19 protein-coding genes, 2 tRNA genes and 2 pseudogenes are annotated in these 21,011 nt (G+C 63.0%); 19 read left to right on the top strand and 4 right to left on the bottom strand.

Features of this window, described 5'->3' with window-relative positions:
- The first annotated feature begins 189 nt into the window (after positions 1 to 189).
- From F3H26_RS14775 to F3H26_RS14765, 3 genes are read left to right on the top strand one after another with little or no spacing between them, the layout of a single operon-like run.
- Positions 190 to 1,962 (top strand): TadE/TadG family type IV pilus assembly protein, encoded by a 1,773-nt coding sequence (locus F3H26_RS14775; RefSeq protein ID WP_149776781.1) that lies wholly within the window; start codon positions 190 to 192, stop codon positions 1,960 to 1,962.
- On the top strand, positions 1,959 to 2,519 hold the full coding sequence (locus tag F3H26_RS14770; RefSeq protein WP_149776780.1) for a TadE/TadG family type IV pilus assembly protein: 561 nt from the start codon (positions 1,959 to 1,961) through the stop codon (positions 2,517 to 2,519). The genes F3H26_RS14775 and F3H26_RS14770 overlap by 4 nt, the downstream gene beginning before the upstream one ends.
- The gene (locus F3H26_RS14765; protein ID WP_223162524.1) at positions 2,506 to 3,090 is read left to right on the top strand and encodes a TadE/TadG family type IV pilus assembly protein; all 585 of its coding nucleotides are present in this window, start codon (positions 2,506 to 2,508) and stop codon (positions 3,088 to 3,090) included. Before F3H26_RS14770 ends, F3H26_RS14765 begins: the two co-directional genes overlap by 14 nt.
- Here F3H26_RS14765 and F3H26_RS14760 read toward each other — a convergent pair whose 3' ends face one another.
- Entirely contained in the window at positions 3,091 to 3,564 is a 474-nt protein-coding gene (locus tag F3H26_RS14760) for a hypothetical protein (protein ID WP_188127789.1), read from the bottom strand.
- A 158-nt stretch (positions 3,565 to 3,722) separates the two neighbouring features.
- On the opposite strand from F3H26_RS14760, the gene F3H26_RS14755 reads away from it, so the two are divergent.
- On the top strand, positions 3,723 to 4,634 hold the full coding sequence (locus F3H26_RS14755; protein ID WP_149776777.1) for a pirin family protein: 912 nt from the start codon (positions 3,723 to 3,725) through the stop codon (positions 4,632 to 4,634).
- Positions 4,635 to 4,655: 21 nt separating this feature from the next.
- On the opposite strand, the gene F3H26_RS14750 is transcribed toward F3H26_RS14755, so the two are convergent.
- Entirely contained in the window at positions 4,656 to 5,243 is a 588-nt protein-coding gene (locus F3H26_RS14750) for a TetR/AcrR family transcriptional regulator (protein WP_149776776.1), read from the bottom strand.
- A 102-nt stretch (positions 5,244 to 5,345) separates the two neighbouring features.
- Between F3H26_RS14750 and F3H26_RS14745 the strand changes: the two genes are divergently transcribed.
- The 6 genes from F3H26_RS14745 to F3H26_RS14720 all read left to right on the top strand — a co-directional run bounded on the left by F3H26_RS14745 (position 5,346) and on the right by F3H26_RS14720 (position 10,177).
- Positions 5,346 to 5,594 carry a hypothetical protein gene (locus tag F3H26_RS14745; protein WP_149776775.1) on the top strand — a complete coding sequence of 83 codons (249 nt, stop codon included), beginning with the start codon at positions 5,346 to 5,348 and terminating at the stop codon, positions 5,592 to 5,594.
- Between the two features lie 138 nt (positions 5,595 to 5,732).
- Entirely contained in the window at positions 5,733 to 7,019 is a 1,287-nt protein-coding gene (locus F3H26_RS14740) for a homoserine dehydrogenase (RefSeq protein WP_149776774.1), read from the top strand.
- 72 nt (positions 7,020 to 7,091) lie between these two features.
- Positions 7,092 to 8,075 carry a class II fructose-bisphosphatase gene (glpX, locus tag F3H26_RS14735; protein WP_149776773.1) on the top strand — a complete coding sequence of 328 codons (984 nt, stop codon included), beginning with the start codon at positions 7,092 to 7,094 and terminating at the stop codon, positions 8,073 to 8,075.
- Between the two features lie 76 nt (positions 8,076 to 8,151).
- A complete protein-coding gene (gene recJ / locus F3H26_RS14730; RefSeq protein WP_149776772.1) occupies positions 8,152 to 9,894 on the top strand; it encodes a single-stranded-DNA-specific exonuclease RecJ in 1,743 nt (580 codons plus the stop codon).
- A gap of 109 nt (positions 9,895 to 10,003) precedes the next feature.
- Positions 10,004 to 10,078 (top strand) — tRNA-Glu (locus tag F3H26_RS14725).
- A gap of 24 nt (positions 10,079 to 10,102) precedes the next feature.
- Positions 10,103 to 10,177 (top strand) — tRNA-Glu (locus F3H26_RS14720).
- Positions 10,178 to 10,490: 313 nt separating this feature from the next.
- Here the strand turns inward: F3H26_RS14720 and F3H26_RS14715 are convergent.
- Positions 10,491 to 10,801 (bottom strand): annotated as a pseudogene (locus F3H26_RS14715) (IS3 family transposase); the annotation flags it as partial.
- A 104-nt stretch (positions 10,802 to 10,905) separates the two neighbouring features.
- On the opposite strand from F3H26_RS14715, the pseudogene F3H26_RS14710 reads away from it, so the two are divergent.
- The 9 genes and pseudogenes from F3H26_RS14710 to F3H26_RS14670 all read left to right on the top strand — a co-directional run bounded on the left by F3H26_RS14710 (position 10,906) and on the right by F3H26_RS14670 (position 20,018).
- A pseudogene (locus tag F3H26_RS14710) lies at positions 10,906 to 12,126 on the top strand (IS256 family transposase).
- A 304-nt stretch (positions 12,127 to 12,430) separates the two neighbouring features.
- Complete coding sequence (locus F3H26_RS14705; protein WP_149776771.1) at positions 12,431 to 14,170, top strand: ABC transporter substrate-binding protein; 1,740 nt, start codon at positions 12,431 to 12,433, stop codon at positions 14,168 to 14,170.
- Between the two features lie 93 nt (positions 14,171 to 14,263).
- Positions 14,264 to 15,322, top strand: a complete 1,059-nt coding sequence (locus tag F3H26_RS14700; RefSeq protein ID WP_149776770.1) for an ABC transporter ATP-binding protein — start codon at positions 14,264 to 14,266, stop codon at positions 15,320 to 15,322.
- Position 15,323: 1 nt separating this feature from the next.
- Positions 15,324 to 16,400 carry an ABC transporter ATP-binding protein gene (locus tag F3H26_RS14695; RefSeq protein ID WP_149776769.1) on the top strand — a complete coding sequence of 359 codons (1,077 nt, stop codon included), beginning with the start codon at positions 15,324 to 15,326 and terminating at the stop codon, positions 16,398 to 16,400.
- Positions 16,397 to 17,260, top strand: coding sequence for a carbohydrate ABC transporter permease (locus F3H26_RS14690; RefSeq protein WP_149776768.1), 864 nt, complete (start codon positions 16,397 to 16,399; stop codon positions 17,258 to 17,260). Before F3H26_RS14695 ends, F3H26_RS14690 begins: the two co-directional genes overlap by 4 nt.
- Complete coding sequence (locus F3H26_RS14685; RefSeq protein WP_149776767.1) at positions 17,257 to 18,054, top strand: carbohydrate ABC transporter permease; 798 nt, start codon at positions 17,257 to 17,259, stop codon at positions 18,052 to 18,054. Before F3H26_RS14690 ends, F3H26_RS14685 begins: the two co-directional genes overlap by 4 nt.
- Before the next feature lie 8 nt (positions 18,055 to 18,062).
- Positions 18,063 to 18,470 (top strand): DUF2160 domain-containing protein, encoded by a 408-nt coding sequence (locus F3H26_RS14680; RefSeq protein ID WP_149776766.1) that lies wholly within the window; start codon positions 18,063 to 18,065, stop codon positions 18,468 to 18,470.
- 68 nt (positions 18,471 to 18,538) lie between these two features.
- Complete coding sequence (locus tag F3H26_RS14675) at positions 18,539 to 18,934, top strand: BlaI/MecI/CopY family transcriptional regulator (protein ID WP_005983946.1); 396 nt, start codon at positions 18,539 to 18,541, stop codon at positions 18,932 to 18,934.
- Positions 18,921 to 20,018: a M56 family metallopeptidase gene (locus F3H26_RS14670; RefSeq protein ID WP_149776765.1), complete on the top strand. Its 1,098-nt coding sequence runs from the start codon at positions 18,921 to 18,923 to the stop codon at positions 20,016 to 20,018. Before F3H26_RS14675 ends, F3H26_RS14670 begins: the two co-directional genes overlap by 14 nt.
- Positions 20,019 to 20,027: 9 nt before the next feature.
- On the opposite strand, the gene F3H26_RS14665 is transcribed toward F3H26_RS14670, so the two are convergent.
- Positions 20,028 to 20,963: a zinc metalloprotease HtpX gene (locus F3H26_RS14665; protein ID WP_149776764.1), complete on the bottom strand. Its 936-nt coding sequence runs from the start codon at positions 20,961 to 20,963 to the stop codon at positions 20,028 to 20,030.
- Positions 20,964 to 21,011 lie beyond the last annotated feature (48 nt).

Raw genomic sequence — 21,011 nt, 5'->3', positions numbered from 1 at the left:
TTAACCATTTGGTCAAATTGTCAACTTACCGGAAACAAAGCCCCACCATCACCCGGAATGCGGACGATTCTCATTCAAAAAGAGCGCTCTAGGGGCAAATCCGCCCAATTCTCGCCACGTTCTGTGGGTAATTTTCCAAACTTGCGAACTACTGGCTCACGTCTGCTCGGCCGGCAAAAGGATTTCGTTATGCGCAATTTTGAATGGACGCCCAAGCACCTGTCGGGGCACCTGCAACGGTGTCGTCACGACTGCCGCGAAGATGAAACTTTCCTATCGTCCGAACGCGGCACCATGACGGTGTTTGCGTTGATGATGATGCTGATCATCTTCACGGTCGCCGGTTTCGCTGTGGACGTCATGCGGTTCGACCGCGAACGCGCGAAGCTTCAGTATGCCTTGGACCGTGCGGTTCTGGCCGCGGCCGATCTGGACCAGGACCTGTGTCCCAAGGATGTCGTGATCGACTACCTCAAGAAGGAAGGCTTGGATCAGTACCTTGTGGGCGACCCGATCGTAACCCCCAATGTCTGCGGTGCGACCGCCGTGACCATCGAAGGCTATCGCCGGGTCGAAGCGCAAGCCCAGATGGACATCGAGATGCACTTCATGAAGTGGTGGGATGTCGACACGATCACCAGCGCCGCCACCAGCGTGGCAGAAGAAGCCATCGACGACGTCGAGATTTCGCTGGTGCTGGACGTGTCCGGCTCGATGAACAACTACAACCGTCTGACGAACCTCAAGAAAGCTGCCAAGAAATTCGTGCAGGAGATGGCGGACAAGACCGAGGACGGGAAACTGTCCATCTCGATCGTTCCATACGCTACGCAAGTGTCGCTGCCGGACTATTTGATGAACGAGTTGAACGTCAGCGGCTCGAACCAGCGGGCCAACTGCATCAATTTCGAAGCCGACGCATTCAACACCACGACCTTCGATCTGGGTGCGACCCACCCCAGAACGCTGCATTTCACGCCGTGGAGAACCTATGACCGCCGCCCGTCGAACAAATTCGTATACAACGAGATCTGCGACGAGCTGGCCAACCGCGAAGTTTCGATCCTGCAGAAGGATCCCGAGGTGCTGAAGGCGCATATCGACAGCTTTACCGCGGGCGGCAACACCTCGATCGACCTTGGCCTGAAATGGGGGCTGACCCTGCTGGACGAAAGCTTCCAGCCTGCAATCGCCAACCTGGCCGGCAATCAGGTCCCCGCAGAATTCGCCACGCGGCCCAACACCTACTCCGGCAACGACTCGATGAAGGTTCTGGTTCTGATGACCGACGGCGCGAACACCACGCAGTACATGGTCAAAGACCCCTATCGCTCGGGTCCCTCGATCCTGTGGTGGAACGCCAAGAAATCGGTCTATTCCACCTATGACCACGAATCGAACAAGTACTTCTGGCATGACGTCCCCTATACCGAATGGGACAGCAAGAAAGGGTGGTATTGGGGGCGCGAGATCTGGCAGGACGATCCGTACGGAAACGACGACTACACCGTCTATCGCTGCACCTACCGCTCGAACGGAGTCTGCTATCAGTTCGACTACAGCCGCAGCCGGACGCGCACCGTAACGGACAACAACGGCGACCCGGCGACGTCGGTCAATCTGGACTGGACTCAGGTCTGGGAACGGACGACCCGACGGGCCATCTATGACCTTCTCCGTGAATCTCTGGGAAGTTCGAAGGCATCCAACTGGTATTACAACGCCGTATCTTCGGTCGGCTCCAGCCAAAAGGACCCCCGGTCGCGCTCCATGTGTGCCGCCGCGCGGGCCAAGGGAATCGTGATCTTCACGGTCGCGTTCGAGGCACCCGACGCGGGCAAGTCGCTGCTGAAGGACTGCAAAAGCGACGACGGCGCCTATTACGAGGCCACTGGTGACGAAATCATCGATGTCTTTGCATCGATCGGTTCGACGATCCGCAATCTGAGGCTGACGCAATGATCCGGAAACTCCTGAGCAAGTTCCGCCTGTTCCGCCGCAACGAAGGCGGCATGGCGACGATCGAGTTCATCTTCTGGTTCCCGATTTTCGTGGGAACGACCTATTCCGCGGTCGAAGTCGGGATCGGCGCCTTCAACCACGCCAACCTGGAACGGGCTTTGGACGAGACCATCCGGGATGTGCGGCTGAACAACCTTGCAAAATACACCACGAACGTCCAGCAGGGGTGGACGCATGACCTGCTCAAGGAAATCGTGTGTGACAAGGCGGCGTTCATCCCCGACTGCGACGCGAACCTTGCACTGGAGCTGACGCGCGTGGATCCCTATTCAGGCCACACGCTGAGTACAAGGCCGTACTGCGCGGATACCCCGGCCACGATTCAGCAGAACCCTATCTTCAATCCCGGCGGTTCGGACGAGTTGATGATCGTTCGTGCCTGTGTCGAGGTAAATCCGCTATGGGCCGGATCGATCCTTGGATGGATGACCAGCCAGCGGGACAACGGGCAGTACGAACTGCATGCAACCACGGTGTTTGTTTATGAACCTACCTGATCGCTCGAACGCCCAGCAAAAGGCCGGTTTCGTCAAACGCTTCTTCCGGAAGGAAAGCGGTGTCATCAGCATCGAAGCGGTCATGGTATACCCGCTTCTGTTCTTTGGAATGTGCGCTTCGTTCACATTTTTCGACGGGTACAAGCAAAGCTCGCGGAACCTCAAGGCGAGCTATGCCATCGCCGACGTTCTGTCCCGCGAACGCAATACCGTGAACGCGGATTACATCGACACGATGTACGAACTGCTGCAGCAGATGATGTCGGACCGGTCGGACGTGTCGATGCGCATCTCGTTCCTGCGCTTTGATCAGCCCGACGATACCCATTACGTCCAATGGTCCTGCGAGCGTGGCGAGTATTTCGACAAGTTGACCGATGCCACGGTTTCCAGCATCGAAAACAGGCTGCCGATCATGCCGGACAACGGCAAGATGATCGTTGTCGAGGTGCGCGACTGGTATCGCCGCCCCTTCCGCATCGGCTATGGCGAAAACGAGTTCGCAATGGAAAACTTCGTGTTCACCCACCCGCGGGTCTACGACAACATCAACGCCGATCCGAACTGCTGATCACATGTCGCGCTCGGCCAGCAGCGCCGACAGCATCTCGGACATGAACTTGGTCTCGGCGGCGGCCGTCATTCCGCCGACCCCGACCCGGCGCCCGATGCGCCACCACAGGCCGGGCGCCCAGGCGCGCTCGGCCCGGCTTTTGGTGGTGACCAGAAACCCGTTTGACGGTTTGAACGCAAACACACCGCGGTCCACGCCTTCGATATCCGCCACATCCAGGATCCGGATGCCGCTGCCCGTGCGCAGCTGCGTGCGCGTCAACTCGATACGGTCAGCAGTCGCGTGCCAGACCCGATGCGCCAACCACAGGGCCGCGCCGCCGACGGCGAACAGGAAAACCTGCCACAGCGGCGCAGGCGGCCTGGCCAAGGCGACATAGATCACCAGCCCCCCAACCGACAGCAGCATCGCCACCCCCATCCACCGACGCGCCGCCGAGGCCTGCACCGTCGCCAAAATCTCGTCCTGCATCCGAACCTCCATTCGTTTCGGACCCCGTACCCGAAATTCCATTACAACAACAGACCATTGACGGATTTGTTGAAACACGCACAGGAGCGGTGAGTTTTCGTTGAATTGACCGCTGCGGGTCGCGCCCCATATTCCCGGTCACAACCGCAGGAGGCCCCATGTCCCTCAGACCGATCCTCGAGACCCGCCAAGCCGCTCCGACCCGTGAAGGCGCCGGCGTGAAGCTGCACCGCGCCTTTGGCTTTCAGGACCCCTCCGAGTTGGACCCGTTCCTGCTGTTCGATGATTTCCGCAACGAGGTCCCTCGGGACTATCTGGCGGGGTTTCCATGGCACCCCCATCGCGGGATCGAGACGATCACCTATGTTCTGTCCGGTACGGTCGAACACAAGGACTCGCTGGGCAACAGCGGAACCCTGGGCGCCGGCGACGTGCAATGGATGACCGCCGGATCGGGAATCCTGCATCAAGAGATGCCCAAGGGGAACGCCTCGGGGCAGATGCATGGGTTTCAGTTGTGGGGCAACCTGCCCTCGGCCCAGAAAATGGCTGCGCCCCGGTATCAGGACGTGCAAGGCAAGGACATTCCCGATATCGTCGATGACGACGGCACCCGGGTTCGGGTCATCGTCGGCACGTTCTGGGGAAAGACCGGCCCGGTGGACGGAATCGCAGCCGACCCGCAGTATCTGGACATCTCGGTTCCCGCCGGCGTCCGAAAGACCTTCAAGATCGACACCTACCGTCGGGCCTTTGCCTATGTGTTCGAAGGACAGGCCGCCTTTGCGGATGCCTCCGGGCCCCAGGGCATCCTGCTGGAGAAGGAAGTCGCCGGGCAGGAAGTGAACATCCGCGACATGTCCGGAAACCGGACCCTTGTGCGCTTTGGAACAGGTGACGAAGTGACCGTCCAGGCGGGACCGGACGGGGTGCGGTTCCTGTTGATCTCGGGGGCTCCGATCAACGAGCCCGTGGCCTGGCACGGACCGATCGTCATGAACACCCGCGCCGAACTGGAACAGGCCTTTCGCGAGTTGCGCAACGGCACCTTCATCCGGCCTGCCCATTGACGGCCCGGGCGGAGAGACGGGTCAGGCGGCCACGGCCTTGCGCACCATGTCCCAATAGATCCGTTCGACCTGATCCAGCGACAGGCGCCCGCCGGCCCGATACCAGGTCATGACGCCGTTCAGCATGGCAATCACCGCAAGCGTGGCGATCTTGGCATCCTGAAGCGCGAATACCCCTTCGGCCTGGCCGGCGACCAGGATTCCCTGCAACGCGTCCTCGTAGTCGCGCCGCAGGGCTTCGATCTCGGCAAAGTTCTCGGGGGTGAGGTTGCGCAGTTCCATGTAGGCGATGAAAACCTCTTCGGGCCGCTGCATGTGGAACCGGATGTGGAACCCGACGAACTGGCGCAGCGCATCAAGCGCGCAGTCCTGCGACGGCAACGCCTTCTGGGCGGCCAGCAACTCCTCCATGTGGTCACGCATCAACCGGTACAGAAGGCTTTGCTTGTCAGGCGTATAGTTGTAAAGCGCACCGGCCTGCACGCCGACCTCGGCCGCGATTTGCCGCATGGAAACAGCGGCATAGCCATATCGCGCGAACAGATGCAACGCCGCTTTGCGGATGCGCGGGCCTGTGATATCCGAGTGAGAACCTTGTGTACGTGCCATGGGTCAACAGCTTATATGAACACACGTTCAAATAGAACCCCGCTTGATCCCTGGCGCCGGAAGGTGCATCACGACCGGATGAGCAACTCAACGGGATCCGCGATGAAGCCGCTGCCTGTCCTTTTTCTTGTGGCGCTGGCCGCCGGATGCACGAACATCCCCGAGCTTCAAGGCCGCGAGGCAGCAGCCGTCACGGACGCCCCCTACCCCAGGCTGATTCCGCTGGACGAGGCCTTGGGGCCGCCGGTCGACGTGGTCAGCGAGGCCGCTGATCTGAGTAAGAATCTGACCGAGCGCAAGAAGTCCCTGCGCCAGCGCGCCAACCGGTTGCAGAACACTCCGATCGACTGAATGAAGACCGGCATCGACCGGTGCCGGCGGTTGCTGGGACGCTGACCGATTGCACCGCCGGTCCGAACCCGCTAAGGCAGCGAAGAACGGGCGGAATGCCCCGAACAGCCGAAACCCGAGCAGAAAGGAACCCACGGAATGACACAGGCGCTGCGGCTTGGAATTGCTGGCTTGGGAACCGTGGGCGTGGGCGTGGTCAAGATCATCCGGCGCCATGCCGAACTGCTGCAGTCCCGCACCGGCCGGCCCATCGAGATCGTGGCGGTTTCGGCGCGTGATTCCGGCAAGGACCGCGGCGTCAACCTGTCGGGCTACGCTTGGGAGACCGACCCGGTCGCTTTGGCCCGGCGCGACGACATCGACGTATTCGTCGAACTGATGGGCGGTGAAAACGGGCCGGCCAAGGCCTCGGTCGAGGCGGCCCTGACCACCGGCAAGGATGTGGTGACGGCCAACAAGGCGCTGCTGGCGGTCCACGGTCAGGCGCTGGCCGAAATGGCCGAGGCCGCGGGCCGCGTGATCCGGTTCGAGGCGGCCGTTGCGGGCGGCATCCCTGTCATCAAATCGCTGACCGAAGGTCTGGCCGGAAACGAGATCACCCGCGTGATGGGCGTTATGAACGGCACCTGCAACTATATCCTGACCCGCATGCAGTCGCAGGGTCTGGGCTACAATGCCCTGTTCGAGGAATGCGCCCAACTGGGCTATCTCGAGGCCGATCCGAACTTGGACGTGGGCGGCATCGACGCGGCGCACAAGCTGGCGCTGCTGGCCTCGATCGCCTTCGGCACGAAACCCAATTTCGACGGGATCGAGATCGAAGGGATCGAACATATCAGCCTGGACGACATCCACCAGGCCGATGACATGGGGTACAGGATCAAGCTGCTGGGCGTGGCGCAGCGCACGCCGCGCGGGCTGGAACAGCGGATGCAGCCCTGCCTTGTGCCCAGCAACTCGCCGCTGGGGCAGTTGGAGGGCGGCACCAACATGGTGGTGATCGAGGGCGACGCGGTGGAACAGATCGTTCTGCGCGGCCCCGGCGCGGGTGAAGGTCCCACCGCCAGCGCGGTGATGGGCGATGTCTGCGATCTGGCGCGCGGGCTGCGTGTCGCGACCTTCGGGCGTCCGGCCGCCACTCTGGTCGAGGCCAAACCGGCCATCACCGGCCTGCCCGCCCCGTACTACCTGCGGCTGGCCCTGCTGGACAAACCCGGCGCGCTGGCCAAGGTGGCGGCCATTCTGGGCAATGCCGGTGTCTCGATCGACCGGATGCGCCAATACGCCCATGCCGAGGACACCGCCCCGGTTCTGATCGTCACCCACAAGACCACCCGCGCCACGCTGGACATCGCGCTGGAGGATCTGCGCAAGACCGACGTGGTTTCCGGTGAACCGGTCGCGCTGCGCATCGAGCAGGTCTGAACCCTTGCGGCCTGCGCCACGGGCAGGCTATGCCAGTCAAGAACGTCCAAGATTGCCAAAGGATTCCCACGCATGAGCGCTGCCAAGATCGATTTCAATGACCGCATGTTGTCCCTCGGCCTGGCCCGGGTCGCCGAACAGGCTGCCCTGGCCTCGGCCTCGTTGGTCGGGCGCGGTGACGAGAAGGCAGCCGACCAGGCCGCCGTCAACGCCATGCGCGAACAGCTGAACCTGCTGGACATCGCCGGCGTGGTCGTCATCGGCGAGGGCGAGCGCGACGAGGCGCCGATGCTGTATATCGGCGAAGAGGTCGGCACCGGCAACGGCCCCGGCGTGGACATCGCGCTGGACCCGCTGGAAGGCACCACTCTGACCGCCAAGGACATGCCCAACGCGCTGACCGTCATCGCCATGGGGCCGCGCGGGTCGATGCTGCATGCGCCGGACGTGTACATGGACAAGCTGGCCGTCGGGCCGGGCTATCCGGAAAACGTCGTGTCGCTGGACATGACCCCGCGCGAACGGGTCGAGGCCCTGGCCAAGGCCAAGGGCTGCGAGCCCGGCGACATCACCGTCTGCATTCTGGAGCGTCCCCGGCACGAGGCGATGATCGCCGAAGTGCGCGAAACCGGCGCGTCGATCCGGCTGATCACCGATGGGGACGTGGCCGGCGTGATGCACTGCGCCGAGGCCGAGGAAACCGGGATCGACATGTATATGGGCCAGGGCGGCGCCCCCGAGGGCGTGCTGGCGGCCGCGGCGCTGAAATGCATGGGCGGCCAGATCTTCGGCCGGCTGCTGTTCCGCAACGATGACGAACGCGGCCGCGCCGCCAAGGCGGGCATCACCGATCTGGACCGCGTCTATTCACGCGACGAAATGGTGACGGCCGACGTGATCTTTGCCGCAACCGGCGTGACCGGCGGGTCGCTGCTTCCGCGCATCAAGCGTCAGCCGGGCTGGGTGGAAACCACCACGCTGCTGATGCGGTCGAAAACCGGCTCGGTCCGGCGCATGACCTACCGCACGCCGATCTGGCCGCACCTGAACGGGTGATTGCCCGGCCGGCATCGTCAAGTCCAACACAGGCCGTGCCCGCCCGGGCTCGGCCTTGTCCGTCAGGAGGGATAGGTTGAGCTTTCTGGGTGTCGAGCACTCTCTGACCGGCCGCAGGTGGGTTGGCCCGCCGCCCGAGATGGACCGCGCCGCCGAAATGCTGGCCCAGCAAACCGACCTGCCCCGCCCGCTGTGCCAGGTGCTGGCCCGCCGCGGCGTGCCCCCATCCGAGGCCGAGAGCTTTCTGGCACCCAAGCTGCGCGACCTGCTGCCCGACCCGCGCGAGCTGAAGGACATGGAAACCGCCGCCGCCCGCTTCCTGCAGGCCGTGCGGCACAAGCAACGTATCGCGATCTTTGCCGATTACGACGTGGACGGCGGCAGTTCGGCCGCCCTGCTGATCGTGTGGCTGCGCCAGATGGGGCTGAACGCCACGCTGTACGTGCCCGACCGGATCGACGAGGGCTATGGCCCGAACGCACCCGCAATGGCCCGGCTGGCCGCGACGCATGACCTGATCATCTGCGTCGATTGCGGGACGCTCAGCCATGATGCCATCGCGGCGGCTCAGCGGGCGGACGTGATCGTGCTGGACCACCACCTCGGCGGAGAGACCCTGCCCGATTGCGTGGCCGTGGTGAACCCGAACCGTCAGGACGAAAGCGGAGACCTCGCCTATCTGTGCGCCGCCGCCGTCGTGTTCCTGATGCTGGTCGAGGCCGGCCGGCAACTGCGCGCGGCCGGCGCCAAGGGCCCTGATCTGATGGCGATGCTGGACCTTGTGGCCCTGGCCACGGTTGCCGATGTTGCGCCTTTGGTCGGGGTCAACCGCGCATTGGTGCAGCAGGGGCTGAAGGTCATGGCGCAGCGCCAGCGGCCCGGCCTTGTGGCTTTGTCCGACGTGGCGCGCATGGATACCGCGCCCAACAGCTATCACCTGGGGTTCCTGCTGGGGCCACGGGTCAACGCCGGAGGGCGCATCGGTCAGGCCGATCTGGGCGCGCGCCTGCTGAGCACCGATTCCCCTGCCGAGGCCGAAGCCCTGGCCAAACGGTTGGACGCGTTGAATACCGAACGGCGCGACATCGAAAACGCCGTGCGCGCCGCCGCGCTGGCCCAGGCCGAAGATCGCGGGCTGGACGCGCCGCTGGTCTGGGCGGCGGGCGACGGTTGGCATCCGGGCGTCGTGGGCATCGTGGCCTCGCGCCTGAAAGAGACGGCCAACCGCCCGGCGATCGTCATCGGCTTTGACGGCGACGAGGGCAAAGGGTCGGGCCGCTCGGTTTCGGGTGTCGATCTGGGGGCCGCGATCCACCGGCTGGCGTCCGAGGGGCTGCTGGTCAAAGGTGGCGGGCACAAGATGGCCGCAGGTCTGACCGTGATGCGCGATCAGCTGGAGCCCGCCATGGCGCGCCTGAGCGAGTTGCTGGCCAAACAGGGGGCGGGCGAAGGCGGCCCCGCCGACCTGAAACTTGACGGTGTGCTGATGCCCGGCGCGGCCACGGTCGCCCTGATCGAGCAGATCGAACAGGCGGGTCCGTTCGGGGCCGGTGCCCCTGCCCCGCGCTTTGCCCTGCCCGACCTGCAGATACGCTTTGCCAAACGCGTGGGCGAGAGCCATCTGAAGCTGTCCCTGTCGGACGGGATGGGCGGCGGGATCGACGCCATCGCCTTTGGCGCCTTTGATGGCCCGATGGGGGATCGGCTGGCAAATCACGGCGGTGCCCGGTTCCATTTCGCAGGCCGGCTCGAGGTCAATACCTGGGGCGGACGCCAAAGCGTTCAGCTGCGCCTGGAAGACGCAGCCGAGGCGAAATGACCCCTTTCCAGCCGGCCTCAACCGGGGCGCAAAAAAGTTTCACATGGCTGCATTTTTCGTCTTGCGGGGGCGGAACGTAATCCGTAAAAGGCCCCCCACAAGCCAGCGTGGCCCGTTCGTCTATCGGTTAGGACGCCAGGTTTTCAACCTGGAAAGAGGGGTTCGATTCCCCTACGGGCTGCCACTTGTGCTTGTGCAAGGCTTGCGTGGCCCGTTCGTCTATCGGTTAGGACGCCAGGTTTTCAACCTGGAAAGAGGGGTTCGATTCCCCTACGGGCTGCCACTCTCACCTTCCACCAAATCCATGGCGTTCCGACGCCGGCGAACTGTTCACGGCGCAGATCCGGCTGAGCCCGAGATTCGGCGCCGACACCATTCGGGTGGCTTGGCAACACAGTCCCGGCGCGGTCGCATCGCAAGCTGATCCTGCCCCTATTTCGCCGGACACCTGAGCGGTTTCGGTTTGGTTCCTTCGGAACTCGCGTGAGGAGCGCCACTTGAGGGCCGAGTGCCGTTGGTTTTCGTCATAGGCCTCGATCCCGCCTCCGATCAACTTGATGAGGGTTTCGGCATCGGGCAACGGGTTGACCCGGACAGCCCTCTGGCTCCTGCACACGGTTCAGTACCGCCGTGATCCGGCGATTGCCGCAAGTCGGACACTGCCCCCCACAATCCGCTCGATCAGCGGCAGCAACGCCGCGTCTTACGCCTTGTGGTCGCGCCGACGCGGCTTCGTGCCCTCCGTTCAGCCGGTCGTGCAGGTTCGAACGCGGCACGCCCAGAGTTTTTGCAACCGCCATCACCGGGAACCTCCCGGTCGCGGCGACAGTGCATGCAAGATCGGTTTTCTTGATCGTGCCTTGTCCAGAGCTTTCTTGAGGATTTCGACCTCCAGCGTCTTGCGCCCAGGCTATGAGTGAATCTGGTGTCGGGGCGGTTTGAATGACGTCGGTGCAACTGGTTGGGTTGGCGTTGCTACACATCCAGCCAACCATTCGAAGACGCACCACCATGGACGACGTTTCCATCATTGATTTCACCGGTCGAGACACGGTCACGGATCCGCTGACCGATCTTCTTCGCAAAGGATCTCGGGACTTGCTTCAAGCGGCTGTTGAGGCCGAGTGACATGCTTTTCTGGCCGAGCGTACCGAGCGCCGGACAGCCGATGGCCGCACGGCGGTTGTTCGCAGCGGCTACCACCCCGAATGCGCCGTGCAGACCGGAATTGGGCCTGTCACGATGAAAGATGTCCGGGCCAAGTGCGGCATGCCTCTGACCTTCCGCTCGGCGCTCGTGCCGCCTTGTGTACGCAAGACCAAATCCATCAAAGCTGCGCTCCCGCGGCTGTATCTGAAGGGCCTATCCACAGGCGAATTGGGCGCGGCTCTGAAGATGCTGCTCGGCCCCGAGGCCACCGGGTTCTCCGCCAAGACCGTCGCGCGGCTGAAAGGCCTGTGGGCGGGGGAATATGAGACCTGGCGCAAGGCCGATCTGGGCCGTGACGAGTGGGTCTATGTCTGGGCTGATGGTATCTACAGCGGGTCGTGCGGCGCCGATGACCGGCTCTGCGTGCGCGTTGTCATCGGGGTCAACGTACGGGGAAAGAAGCATTTCCTCGCCATTGAGGGTGGCGTGCGCGAAAGCACGCAAAGCCGTGCGCGAAGTTCTTCTCGGCCTCAAGGCCAGTGACATCACCGTTCCGAAACTGACCATCGGCGACGGAGCCATGGGATTCGGGGCGGCACTGGAGGAGGTCATCCCCTCCACCCGCCAGCAGCGCTGCTGGATGCACAAAAACGGAAGCGCACCCGGCCCAATGCCGGGAAGGTGCTGCATGACATCTGGCAGGCCGAGACGCGCGAAGACGCGTATGCCGCATTCGACCTGTTCATCAAAACCTTCGAGGCGAAATACCCGAAAGCCTCCGAATGGCTGACCAAGGATCGCGACGAGCTGACGGACTTCTACGACTTCCCGGACCAACACTGGCAAAGCATTCGCACGTCAAATCCAATCGAAAGGGCGTTTGCCACCATCCGCCGCCGAACCAAGCGCACCAAAGGATACCTCAGCCGCGGCGGTATGCTCCACATGATGTTCAAGCTCGGCCAATGCGCCGAGAAAAGCTGGCGCGAACGGCGCGGCGTTGCTCACCTCGCCGACGTCATCCAAGGCGTCGGTTTCGTCAACGGCATCAAGCCATCAAACCACGATCAGGCCGCCGCATGAGGAGCGCGTGGGCACCATCGGTGATGATTTCAATATCGGACATGAGCATATGCCCAGGCCTGTGCCCAAGCCTCCAGGTTCAGGCTCGGCCGTCCGGTAGAAATGGGGGCCGGTTCACAAGCGACGAGACGTCGAGCGCGCTTTGTATAAAATTATTTCAATGACTTAAGCCGCCCTTACAGGCTGATCGTAGCCGTCCGTTTCTCAATTACTAAATTTTTAGTTTGACAGACTCGCGAAAAATCGCCGATGCTGCCATTCATCCGGGTCGCACCGGAGAACCATAAATCTTGGGAGGAGAAAGATGCGGAAACATCTTTTGTCCGCAGTGGCGGCGGCTGCCGTCATTGCGGGGCACGGTCCGGTTTGGGCCGACGAAGCCGCAGCCAAACGCTGGATCGACGACGAATTCCAGCCATCCGCCTTGTCGAAAGACGAGCAGATGGCGGAAATGCAGTGGTTCATCAAGGCTGCTGAACCCTTTGCCGGAATGGAAATCAACGTCCTGTCCGAAGGTATCCCGACCCACTCGTACGAATCCGAGGTTCTGACCAAGGCATTCGAGGAAATCACCGGCATCAAGGTCAACCACCAGATCCTGGGTGAAGGCGAGGTTGTCCAGGCCGTTCAGACACAAATGCAGACCGGTCGGAACCTGTATGACGGCTATGTCAACGACAGTGACCTGATCGGCACGCATTCGCGCCTGCAACTGGCCTATCCTCTGTCGGACATGATGGAAGGCGAATGGGCGGCCACGACCTCTCCGACGCTGGACCTGGACGACTTCATGGGCATCCAGTTCACCACCGGTCCCGACGGCAAGCTGTACCAGCTGCCCGACCAGCAATTCGCCAACCTGTACTGGTTCCGCAAGGACTGGTTCGACCGCGAAGACCTTCAGGCCGCATTCAAGGAAAAATACGGCTATGATCTGGGCGTCCCGGTCAACTGGTCGGCCTATGAGGACATCGCCGAGTTCTTCACTGAGGACGTCAAGGAAATCGACGGGGTCGCGATCTATGGCCACATGGATTACGGCAAGCGCGCGCCCGACCTCGGCTGGCGCATGACCGATGCCTGGCTGTCGATGGCCGGTGCCGGCGACAAGGGCGAACCGAACGGTGTGCCTGTCGATGAATGGGGCATCCGCATGGAAGCAGGCACCTGCAACCCGGTCGGCGCCTCGGTGTCGCGTGGCGGTGCCGCGAACGGCCCGGCGGCCGTTTACGCGATCCGCAAATGGGATGAATGGCTGCGCAAATACGCGCCTCCGGGTGCGGCGTCCTATGACTTCTACCAGTCGCTGCCCGCCCTGTCGCAAGGCAACGTGGCCCAGCAGATCTTCTGGTACACGGCCTTTACCGCCGACATGGTCAAGCCCAAGTCCGAAGGCAACAACACCGTCGACGACGAGGGCAACCCGTTGTGGCGGATGGCGCCCAGCCCGCATGGCCCCTATTGGGAAGAAGGCCAGAAGGTCGGCTATCAGGACGTGGGATCGTGGACCTTCCTGAAATCCACCCCGTCGGATCGGGCACAGGCCGCGTGGCTGTACGCTCAGTTCGTGACGTCCAAGACCGTCGATGTGAAGAAGTCCCATGTGGGTCTGACCTTCATCCGCGACAGCTCGGTCAACCATGAATCGTTTACCGAACGCGCACCCAAGCTGGGTGGCCTGGTCGAGTTCTACCGCTCGCCCGACCGTGTGGCGTGGTCGCCGACCGGCATCAACGTTCCGGATTACCCGAAGCTGGCCCAGATCTGGTGGCAGCAGATCGGTGACGTGAACTCGGGCGCCTTCACCCCGCAGCAGGCGATGGACCGTCTGGCCGAAGAGATGGACATCACCATGGCCCGGATGCAGGCCGCGGATGAAAGCGCCGGCGTCTATGGCGGCTGTGGTCCGCGCCTGAACGAGCCGCGCGACCCCGAATACTGGCTGAGCCAGCCGGGTGCGCCGAAGCCGAAGCTGGAAAACGAGAAGCCGCAAGGCCAGACCGTCAACTATGACGAACTGGTGGCGCGCTGGCAGTCCCAGTAAGCCGCTACTCCCCGGGGGGCGCCGGTATCGGCGCCCCTTGCCAACCAAGACCAAACAGCGTTGCCACACGCTGCGGGATCGGAACCCACGGACATGATCGAACTACAAGACGCAACCAAGCGGGTCGGCGCCGTTACCCACATCAAACCCACGTCCCTGACGCTGCAGACCGGCCATTTCAACGTGCTGCTGGGCGCGACCGGGTCGGGCAAGACCTCTCTGATCAAGATGATGGCCGGCCTGGATCCGATTGCCTCGGGCAAGGTTCTGATGGACGGGCAGGACGTGACCCGGCTGAGCCCTCAGAAACGCAAGATCAGCCTCGTGCACCAGTTCTTCGTGAACTACCCGCATATGACTGTATTCGACAATATCGCCTCGCCCCTGCGCGTGGCCGGAATGGCGCAATCCGAGATCGAAGGCCGCGTGGAAGAGGCCGCCGACCTGCTGCAACTGCGCCCGATGCTGCACCGTCGTCCACACGAACTGTCGGGCGGTCAACAGCAGCGCACCGCACTGGCCCGCGCCATCGCCAAGGACAGCCGCGCGGTGTTCCTGGACGAGCCGCTGGCCAATCTGGACTACAAGCTGCGCGAGGAACTGCGCGAGCAACTGCCCGAGCTGTTCGCCGGGCGCGGCGCCGTGGTGGTCTATGCCACCTCCGAACCCGAAGAGGCGCTGCTGCTGGGCGGCTACACCGCCTTGATGGAAGACGGCCGCGTGACCCAGTTCGGCCCGACCGCGGACATCTATCGCAACCCGGAAAACCTCGCGGCCGCGCGGGTGTTCTCCGACCCGCCCATCAACGTGGCCCGCGTCACGATCACCGGTGGCCAGGTTCAGTTGGCCGGTGGCGGCACATGGCGGCTGAGCCAGGGCATCAGCCTGTCCGACGGGGAATACAAGGTCGCCGTGCGCCCGCACCGCGTCACCCCCGTGCGCGCCTCGGCCGATGATGTCGAACTGACCGGTCGCGTGATCGTGACCGAGCTGTCCGGGTCCGACTCCAGCGCGCATTTCCAGCATGGCGAAGACGCCTGGGTGTCGCTGGCGGCCGGGGTCCACCCCTATCAGGTGGGCGAGGACCACACATTCTACATGAACCCGGCCCATTGCCGGTATTTCGGCCAAGACGGCAAAAGGGTGGCCTGACATGGCACAGATCAAGCTTTCCAACCTCAAACACAGCTACATGCCGTCGCCACAAGGCCCGCAGGACTATGCGCTGAAGGAGATCGACGTGACCTGGCGTGATGGCGGGGCCTATGCTCTGCTGGGGCCATCGGGCTGCGGCAAGTCCACGCTGCTGAACATCATCTCGGGTCTGTTGACCCCATCCGAGGGGCAGATCCTGTTCGACGACCGCGACGTGACAGCCCTGCCCCCCGATCAGCGCAACATCGCGCAGGTGTTCCAGTTTCCGGTGATCTACGACACGATGACCGTGGGCGAAAACCTGGCCTTTCCGCTCAAGAACCGCGGCGTCGATCCGGCGACGATCAAGCGCCGCGTCGACGAGATCGCCGAGATGCTGGATGTCACCGACATGCTGAACACCCGCGCAAGCGGCCTCAGCCCGGACAACAAGCAGAAGATCTCGATGGGCCGCGGTCTGGTCCGCGACGACGTGAACGCGGTGATGTTCGACGAGCCGTTGACCGTGATCGACCCGCATCTGAAATGGAAGCTGCGGTCCAAGCTGAAAGAGCTGCACCAGCGCGTCCAGGCGACGATGATCTATGTCACCCACGACCAGACCGAAGCCCTGACCTTCGCCGACGAGGTGGTGGTGATGCAGGAAGGTGAAGTGGTCCAGATCGGCACTCCGGTCGAGCTGTTCGAGCGCCCGCAGCACACATTCGTGGGCCATTTCATCGGCTCGCCCGGCATGAACGTTCTGCCCTGCGAGGCCCGCGGCGATCGCGCCCTGTTCGAAGGGCACGAGGTGGTGTTGGAAGGACCGGTCAGCGGCAGCGGCGGCCGCACCGATCTGGGCATCCGGCCCGAATATGTGGGTTTTGGCCCCGAGGGCATTCCGGCCCATGTCACCAAGGTGGCGGATATCGGGCGGCACTTTGTGGTCAGCGCCATGGTCGGCGCCAGCCCGGTGAAGGCGGTGACCGAACACGCGCCCCCCGAGCCCGGATCGCAAGTCTTTCTGCAATTCAAACCTGAACAGACGCGCGTCTATCGCGACGGCTGGATCGCAACCGAGGAGCGCGCCCGATGAGAACGGAAAACCAGAAAGCGTGGTTCTTTGTCCTGCCGGTGCTGGCGCTGGTGGCGTTCAACGCGCTGGTGCCGATGATGACGGTGGTCAACTATTCGGTCCAGGAAACCTTCGGCAACAACCAGTTCTTCTGGGAAGGGCTGGGCTGGTTCGAACAGATCCTGCGGTCTGACCGGTTCCAAGCGGCGCTGGGGCGGCAGTTCCTGTTCACCACGCTGATCCTGATGATCGAGGTGCCGCTGGGTATCATCGTGGCCCTGTCGATGCCGCGCAAGGGCTTTTGGGTGCCGGTCTGCCTGGTCCTGATGGCCCTGCCGATGCTGATCCCGTGGAACGTGGTCGGCTCGATGTGGAATATCTTCACCCTGCCCAAGATCGGCCTGCTGGGGTATTTCCTGAACGACGTGCTGGGCATCAATTATGACATGACCCAACAGCCGCTGTCGGCCTGGATCACCATCGTGGTGATGGATGTCTGGCACTGGACCTCGTTGGTGGTGCTGCTGTGCTACGCCGGTCTGGTGTCGATCCCCGACGCCTATTACCAGGCAGCCAAGATCGATGGGGCAAGCCCCTGGTCGGTGTTCCGCTATATCCAACTGCCCAAGATGAAGACGGTTCTGACCATCGCGGTGCTGCTGCGGTTCATGGACAGTTTCAACATCTACACCGAACCCTTCGTTCTGACCGGGGGCGGCCCCGGCAACTCGACCACCCTGCTGTCGATCGACCTGATGAAGATCGCGCTGGGACAGTTCGACCTTGGCCCCGCGGCCGCGATGAGCCTGATCTATTTCGCCATCACGCTTCTGGTTTCCTGGGTCTTCTACACCCTCATGACAAAGGATGACGCGCAATGAAGAAGCGGTCCCTCATCCCGATCCTGTATATCGCGTTCCTGATGCTGCCGATCTATTGGCTGGTGGCGATGTCCTTCAAGACCACGAACGAGATCCTTTCGGGCTTTTCCCTGTTTCCCCAGACCTTTACGCTGGAGAATTACATCGCCATCTTCACCGATCCGACGTGGTATTGGGGCTATATCAACTCGATCACCTACGTGACGATCAACACGGTCCTGTCGGTCTGCGTGGCCCTGCCTGCGGCCTACGCGTTCTCGCGCTATCGGTTCCTTGGCGACAAGCAGCTGTTCTTCTGGCTGCTGACCAACCGCATGGCCCCGGCTGCGGTGTTCGCCCTGCCCTTCTTCCAGCTGTATTCGTCGATCGGCCTGTTCGACACCTACCTGGCTGTGGCACTGGCGCACACGCTGTTCAACGTGCCGCTGGCGGTGTGGATCCTGGAAGGTTTCATGCGCGGCATCCCGAAAGAGCTGGATGAAACCGCCTATGTCGACGGCTATTCCTTCCCGCGGTTCTTCGTCACGATCTTCCTGCCCAACATCAAGGCGGGCGTGGGCGTGGCGGCCTTCTTCTGCTTCATGTTCTCGTGGGTGGAAATGCTGCTGGCCAAGACCCTGACGGCGGTCGAGGCCAAACCCATCGCCGCGGTGATGACCCGCACCGCGTCCAGCGCCGGCTACGAGTTGGGCCTGCTGGCCGCCGCCGGCACCCTGACCATCATCCCCGGCGCCATCGTCATCTGGTTTGTCCGCAACTACATCGCGCGCGGCTTCGCGATGGGACGTGTATGAGGTTCGACATGCGCAAACTCCTTCTCTCCCTCTCCCTGCTCGCCCCGTCCTCGGCGCTGGCGCAAGCCAAGGCCGGCTGGGGCAATGTCGGCCAGGAAGAACCCAAGGGCTTTTCCTGGACCGACCCGCTGTGGCCCGATTTCTGGATGGCCTGGACACCGGCAACGCTGGCGGTTTTCGTGGGCATCTTCTCGGCCATCGCCCTGATCGGCGTGCTCGAGGTGGTCAAGTTCCGCGACGGGATCGAACGCCGGGGCGTGCTGGGCCTGACCACCACGCTGGGCGACCGGCTGTTCATCACCCTGCTGGGTTCGGCCTACATCTTTCTGGCCTGGCTGGGGTTCGTCGGCCAACCAGTCTGGACCCCGCTTTTCCTGTCGATCGGCTGGGGCATTTTCGTTTTCTGGAAAGTTTAGGCTTTGCGTAACCGCGAAAGGATGCTTGTCTGGCAAGCACAACAGGCAAAATGGTGACACCGAGACCGATGCGAAAGAGAAAGACAGGAAATCTGCTGACCGAGGTCGAACTGGAGTTCATGAACGAACTCTGGGCACTTGGCGAAGGCTCGGTACGCGACGTGCTGGACCGGCTGCCGCCCGAGCGGAACCTGGCCTATACCTCGGGCGCAACGATCCTGCGCATCCTGGATGAAAAGGGTTTTGTCCAAAGCCGCAAGGACGGCAAAACCCTGATCTACCGCCCGCTGCTTGAAAAGGACACCTATCAGGCGCGGTCGCTGCAGAACCTGTCCCGCACGTTGTTCGATGACACCCCGGCCTCGCTGGTGGCACGTCTTGTCGATGACGCCGGTCTGACCGAAGCCGATCTGGAGGAAATTCGAGCACTGGTAGAAAGGAGACTGCAAAATGACAGCGGTTAAACCGGTACTCGACGCCTATCTGGACCTGAATGTCGTGCTGGCCTTGTCCGCGCTGATCTGGCTGGCCGCCAGGGCGGCGTTGGGCCCAACGGCGCTGCGGCACAATTTCATCGTTCAATTGCGCGTGCTCAAGGCGCTTTGCCTGTGTGTTCTGCTCAGCCCGGTTCTGGCGCTGGCGGTGACCGCACTGTCGGCGCAGATATGGCCCGGACGCGCCGTGGCCATCGGGGACATCGCCGTCGCGGCCTATCTGCGGGGTGAAATCGCCATGCCGGCGACCCAGTTCGAGGCCTTGCTGAACACACGCCAGCGCTGGGTCGATCTTGTGCTGTCCGGTCAAAATCCGGTTCTGACCGGGCTTGTCGCGGTGCTGGTCCTTGCCGCGCTGCGCATTCTGGCGCGGACGGTCCGGGATGCGTTGGCCATTCGCGAAACCGTTCTGAACAGCTTTCTCTGGCGCCGCTCGGCCCGTGTGGACGTACGCCTTTCGGACCGGATCACCGTTCCCTTCGCGGTGCGCGGTCTGCGCCGCCGCCACGTGGTGCTGCCCAGCCATCTGCTGGATACCCCGCGCGAGCTGCGCTTTGCGCTGGCACATGAACTCGAACATGTCCGCGCCCGGGACGTCGAATGGGAACTTGGATTCGAATTGCTGCGTCCGCTGCTGTTCTGGAACCCCGCCTTCTGGCTGCTGAAATATCAGTTCAGCCGTCTGCGCGAACTGTCCTGCGACCAGTCCGTCGTCATGCGCCGCGGCATCGACGCCCGCGACTATACCAAATGTCTGCTGGATTACTGCGCCAGAACGGTCGCGCAGGGCCGCCCGCGTGTTCTGAACGTGGCCCTGGTTCCCGGCGGCAAGGCCAAGCGGGTCCTGCGGCAGCGGGTGATCGCCCTGGCCGACGCGCCGCGGCTGAACGCGCCCGAGCCCGCCTTCTTTCTTGCGACGACGCTGATCTTTGCCGTTCTGGTGGCATTCGCCGCAGCATCTTTCCGCCAGACGCAGGATTGGAGCCACGACCGCCTGATGCTGTCGACGGTGGTCAACCTCGAACGGCTGGAAGCGCGCAACAACGGGAACTGACCGGCGCCGTCACCGATAGACGCCCCACGGGCCAAAGCGCGGCGCCGCGATCCGCGCCGGCGCGGCATAGCGGACCGGACCATCGGCAGGGACGCCACGCCCCTCCCCTTCCAACTCGCGCAGTCGTTCGACCCGCTCTTCGGTGGGGGGATGCGTGCGCAACAAGGATGGCTGCGGTATCCGGCGTCCGGGCAGAAAGATGTCCTCCCACGCGCGCCCCGTCCGGCGCTCCAGCTTCAGCAGGGCCGAGGCCAGCGCCTCGGGATCCCCGGTCAATTCCGCGCCGCCCCGGTCGGCATCGAACTCGCGCGTGCGCGACAGGGCCAGTTGCAGAACCGCCATGACGGTCGGAGACAGCACCAGCAGAACCGGAACATGCCACGGGACATAGGCCGCCCCGACCAGGATCAGGGGCAGGTTCAGCACCAGAATGAGCTGCCCGACCCACGCCGCCAGAGAAACGACCCGCGACAGCACATCCGCCAGACCCATCAGCCAAAGATCGCGGTTTGCGATATGCGCCACTTCATGCGCCAGTACCCCGGCCAGCTCGCGCCGAGTCATCACCCTCAGCAGGCCGTCGCTGAGGCACACGGCGCTGTTCGCAGGCGAACCCACCGCGAAGGCGTTTGGCAGCTGGCTGGGCACATAATACAGGTCGGGCACGCGCGGCAGGCCGGCCTTGCGCGCCAGAATTTCAAGCAGGTGAACCCCTTCTGGAAAGTCGTGCTCCGTCAACCGGCGCGCGCCATAGGCCCTCAACAGCATTCCGCGCGGAATGCCCGGAGAAACCATCAGCCCCCCGACCGTTCCCAGGATCACAGCCCAGGTCAGCTGGGGTCCGGCCACCGTCGACAGGATGACCCATCCCAGCGCGGCCATACCCGCCAACAGCAGTACCGATTGGATCGCGTTGTGAAATTTGTGACGAAACGAAGGGGTCATGCCTTCTGATAAACTGAATCGTCGGTTGCAATCGAGAGACAATCCCGC

This window comes from Ruegeria intermedia (genome assembly GCF_900129345.1).
Lineage (GTDB): Bacteria > Pseudomonadota > Alphaproteobacteria > Rhodobacterales > Rhodobacteraceae > Ruegeria > Ruegeria intermedia.
The sequence above is the reverse complement of the archived record's forward strand: the minus strand, read 5'-3'. Positions and strand labels throughout refer to the sequence as shown.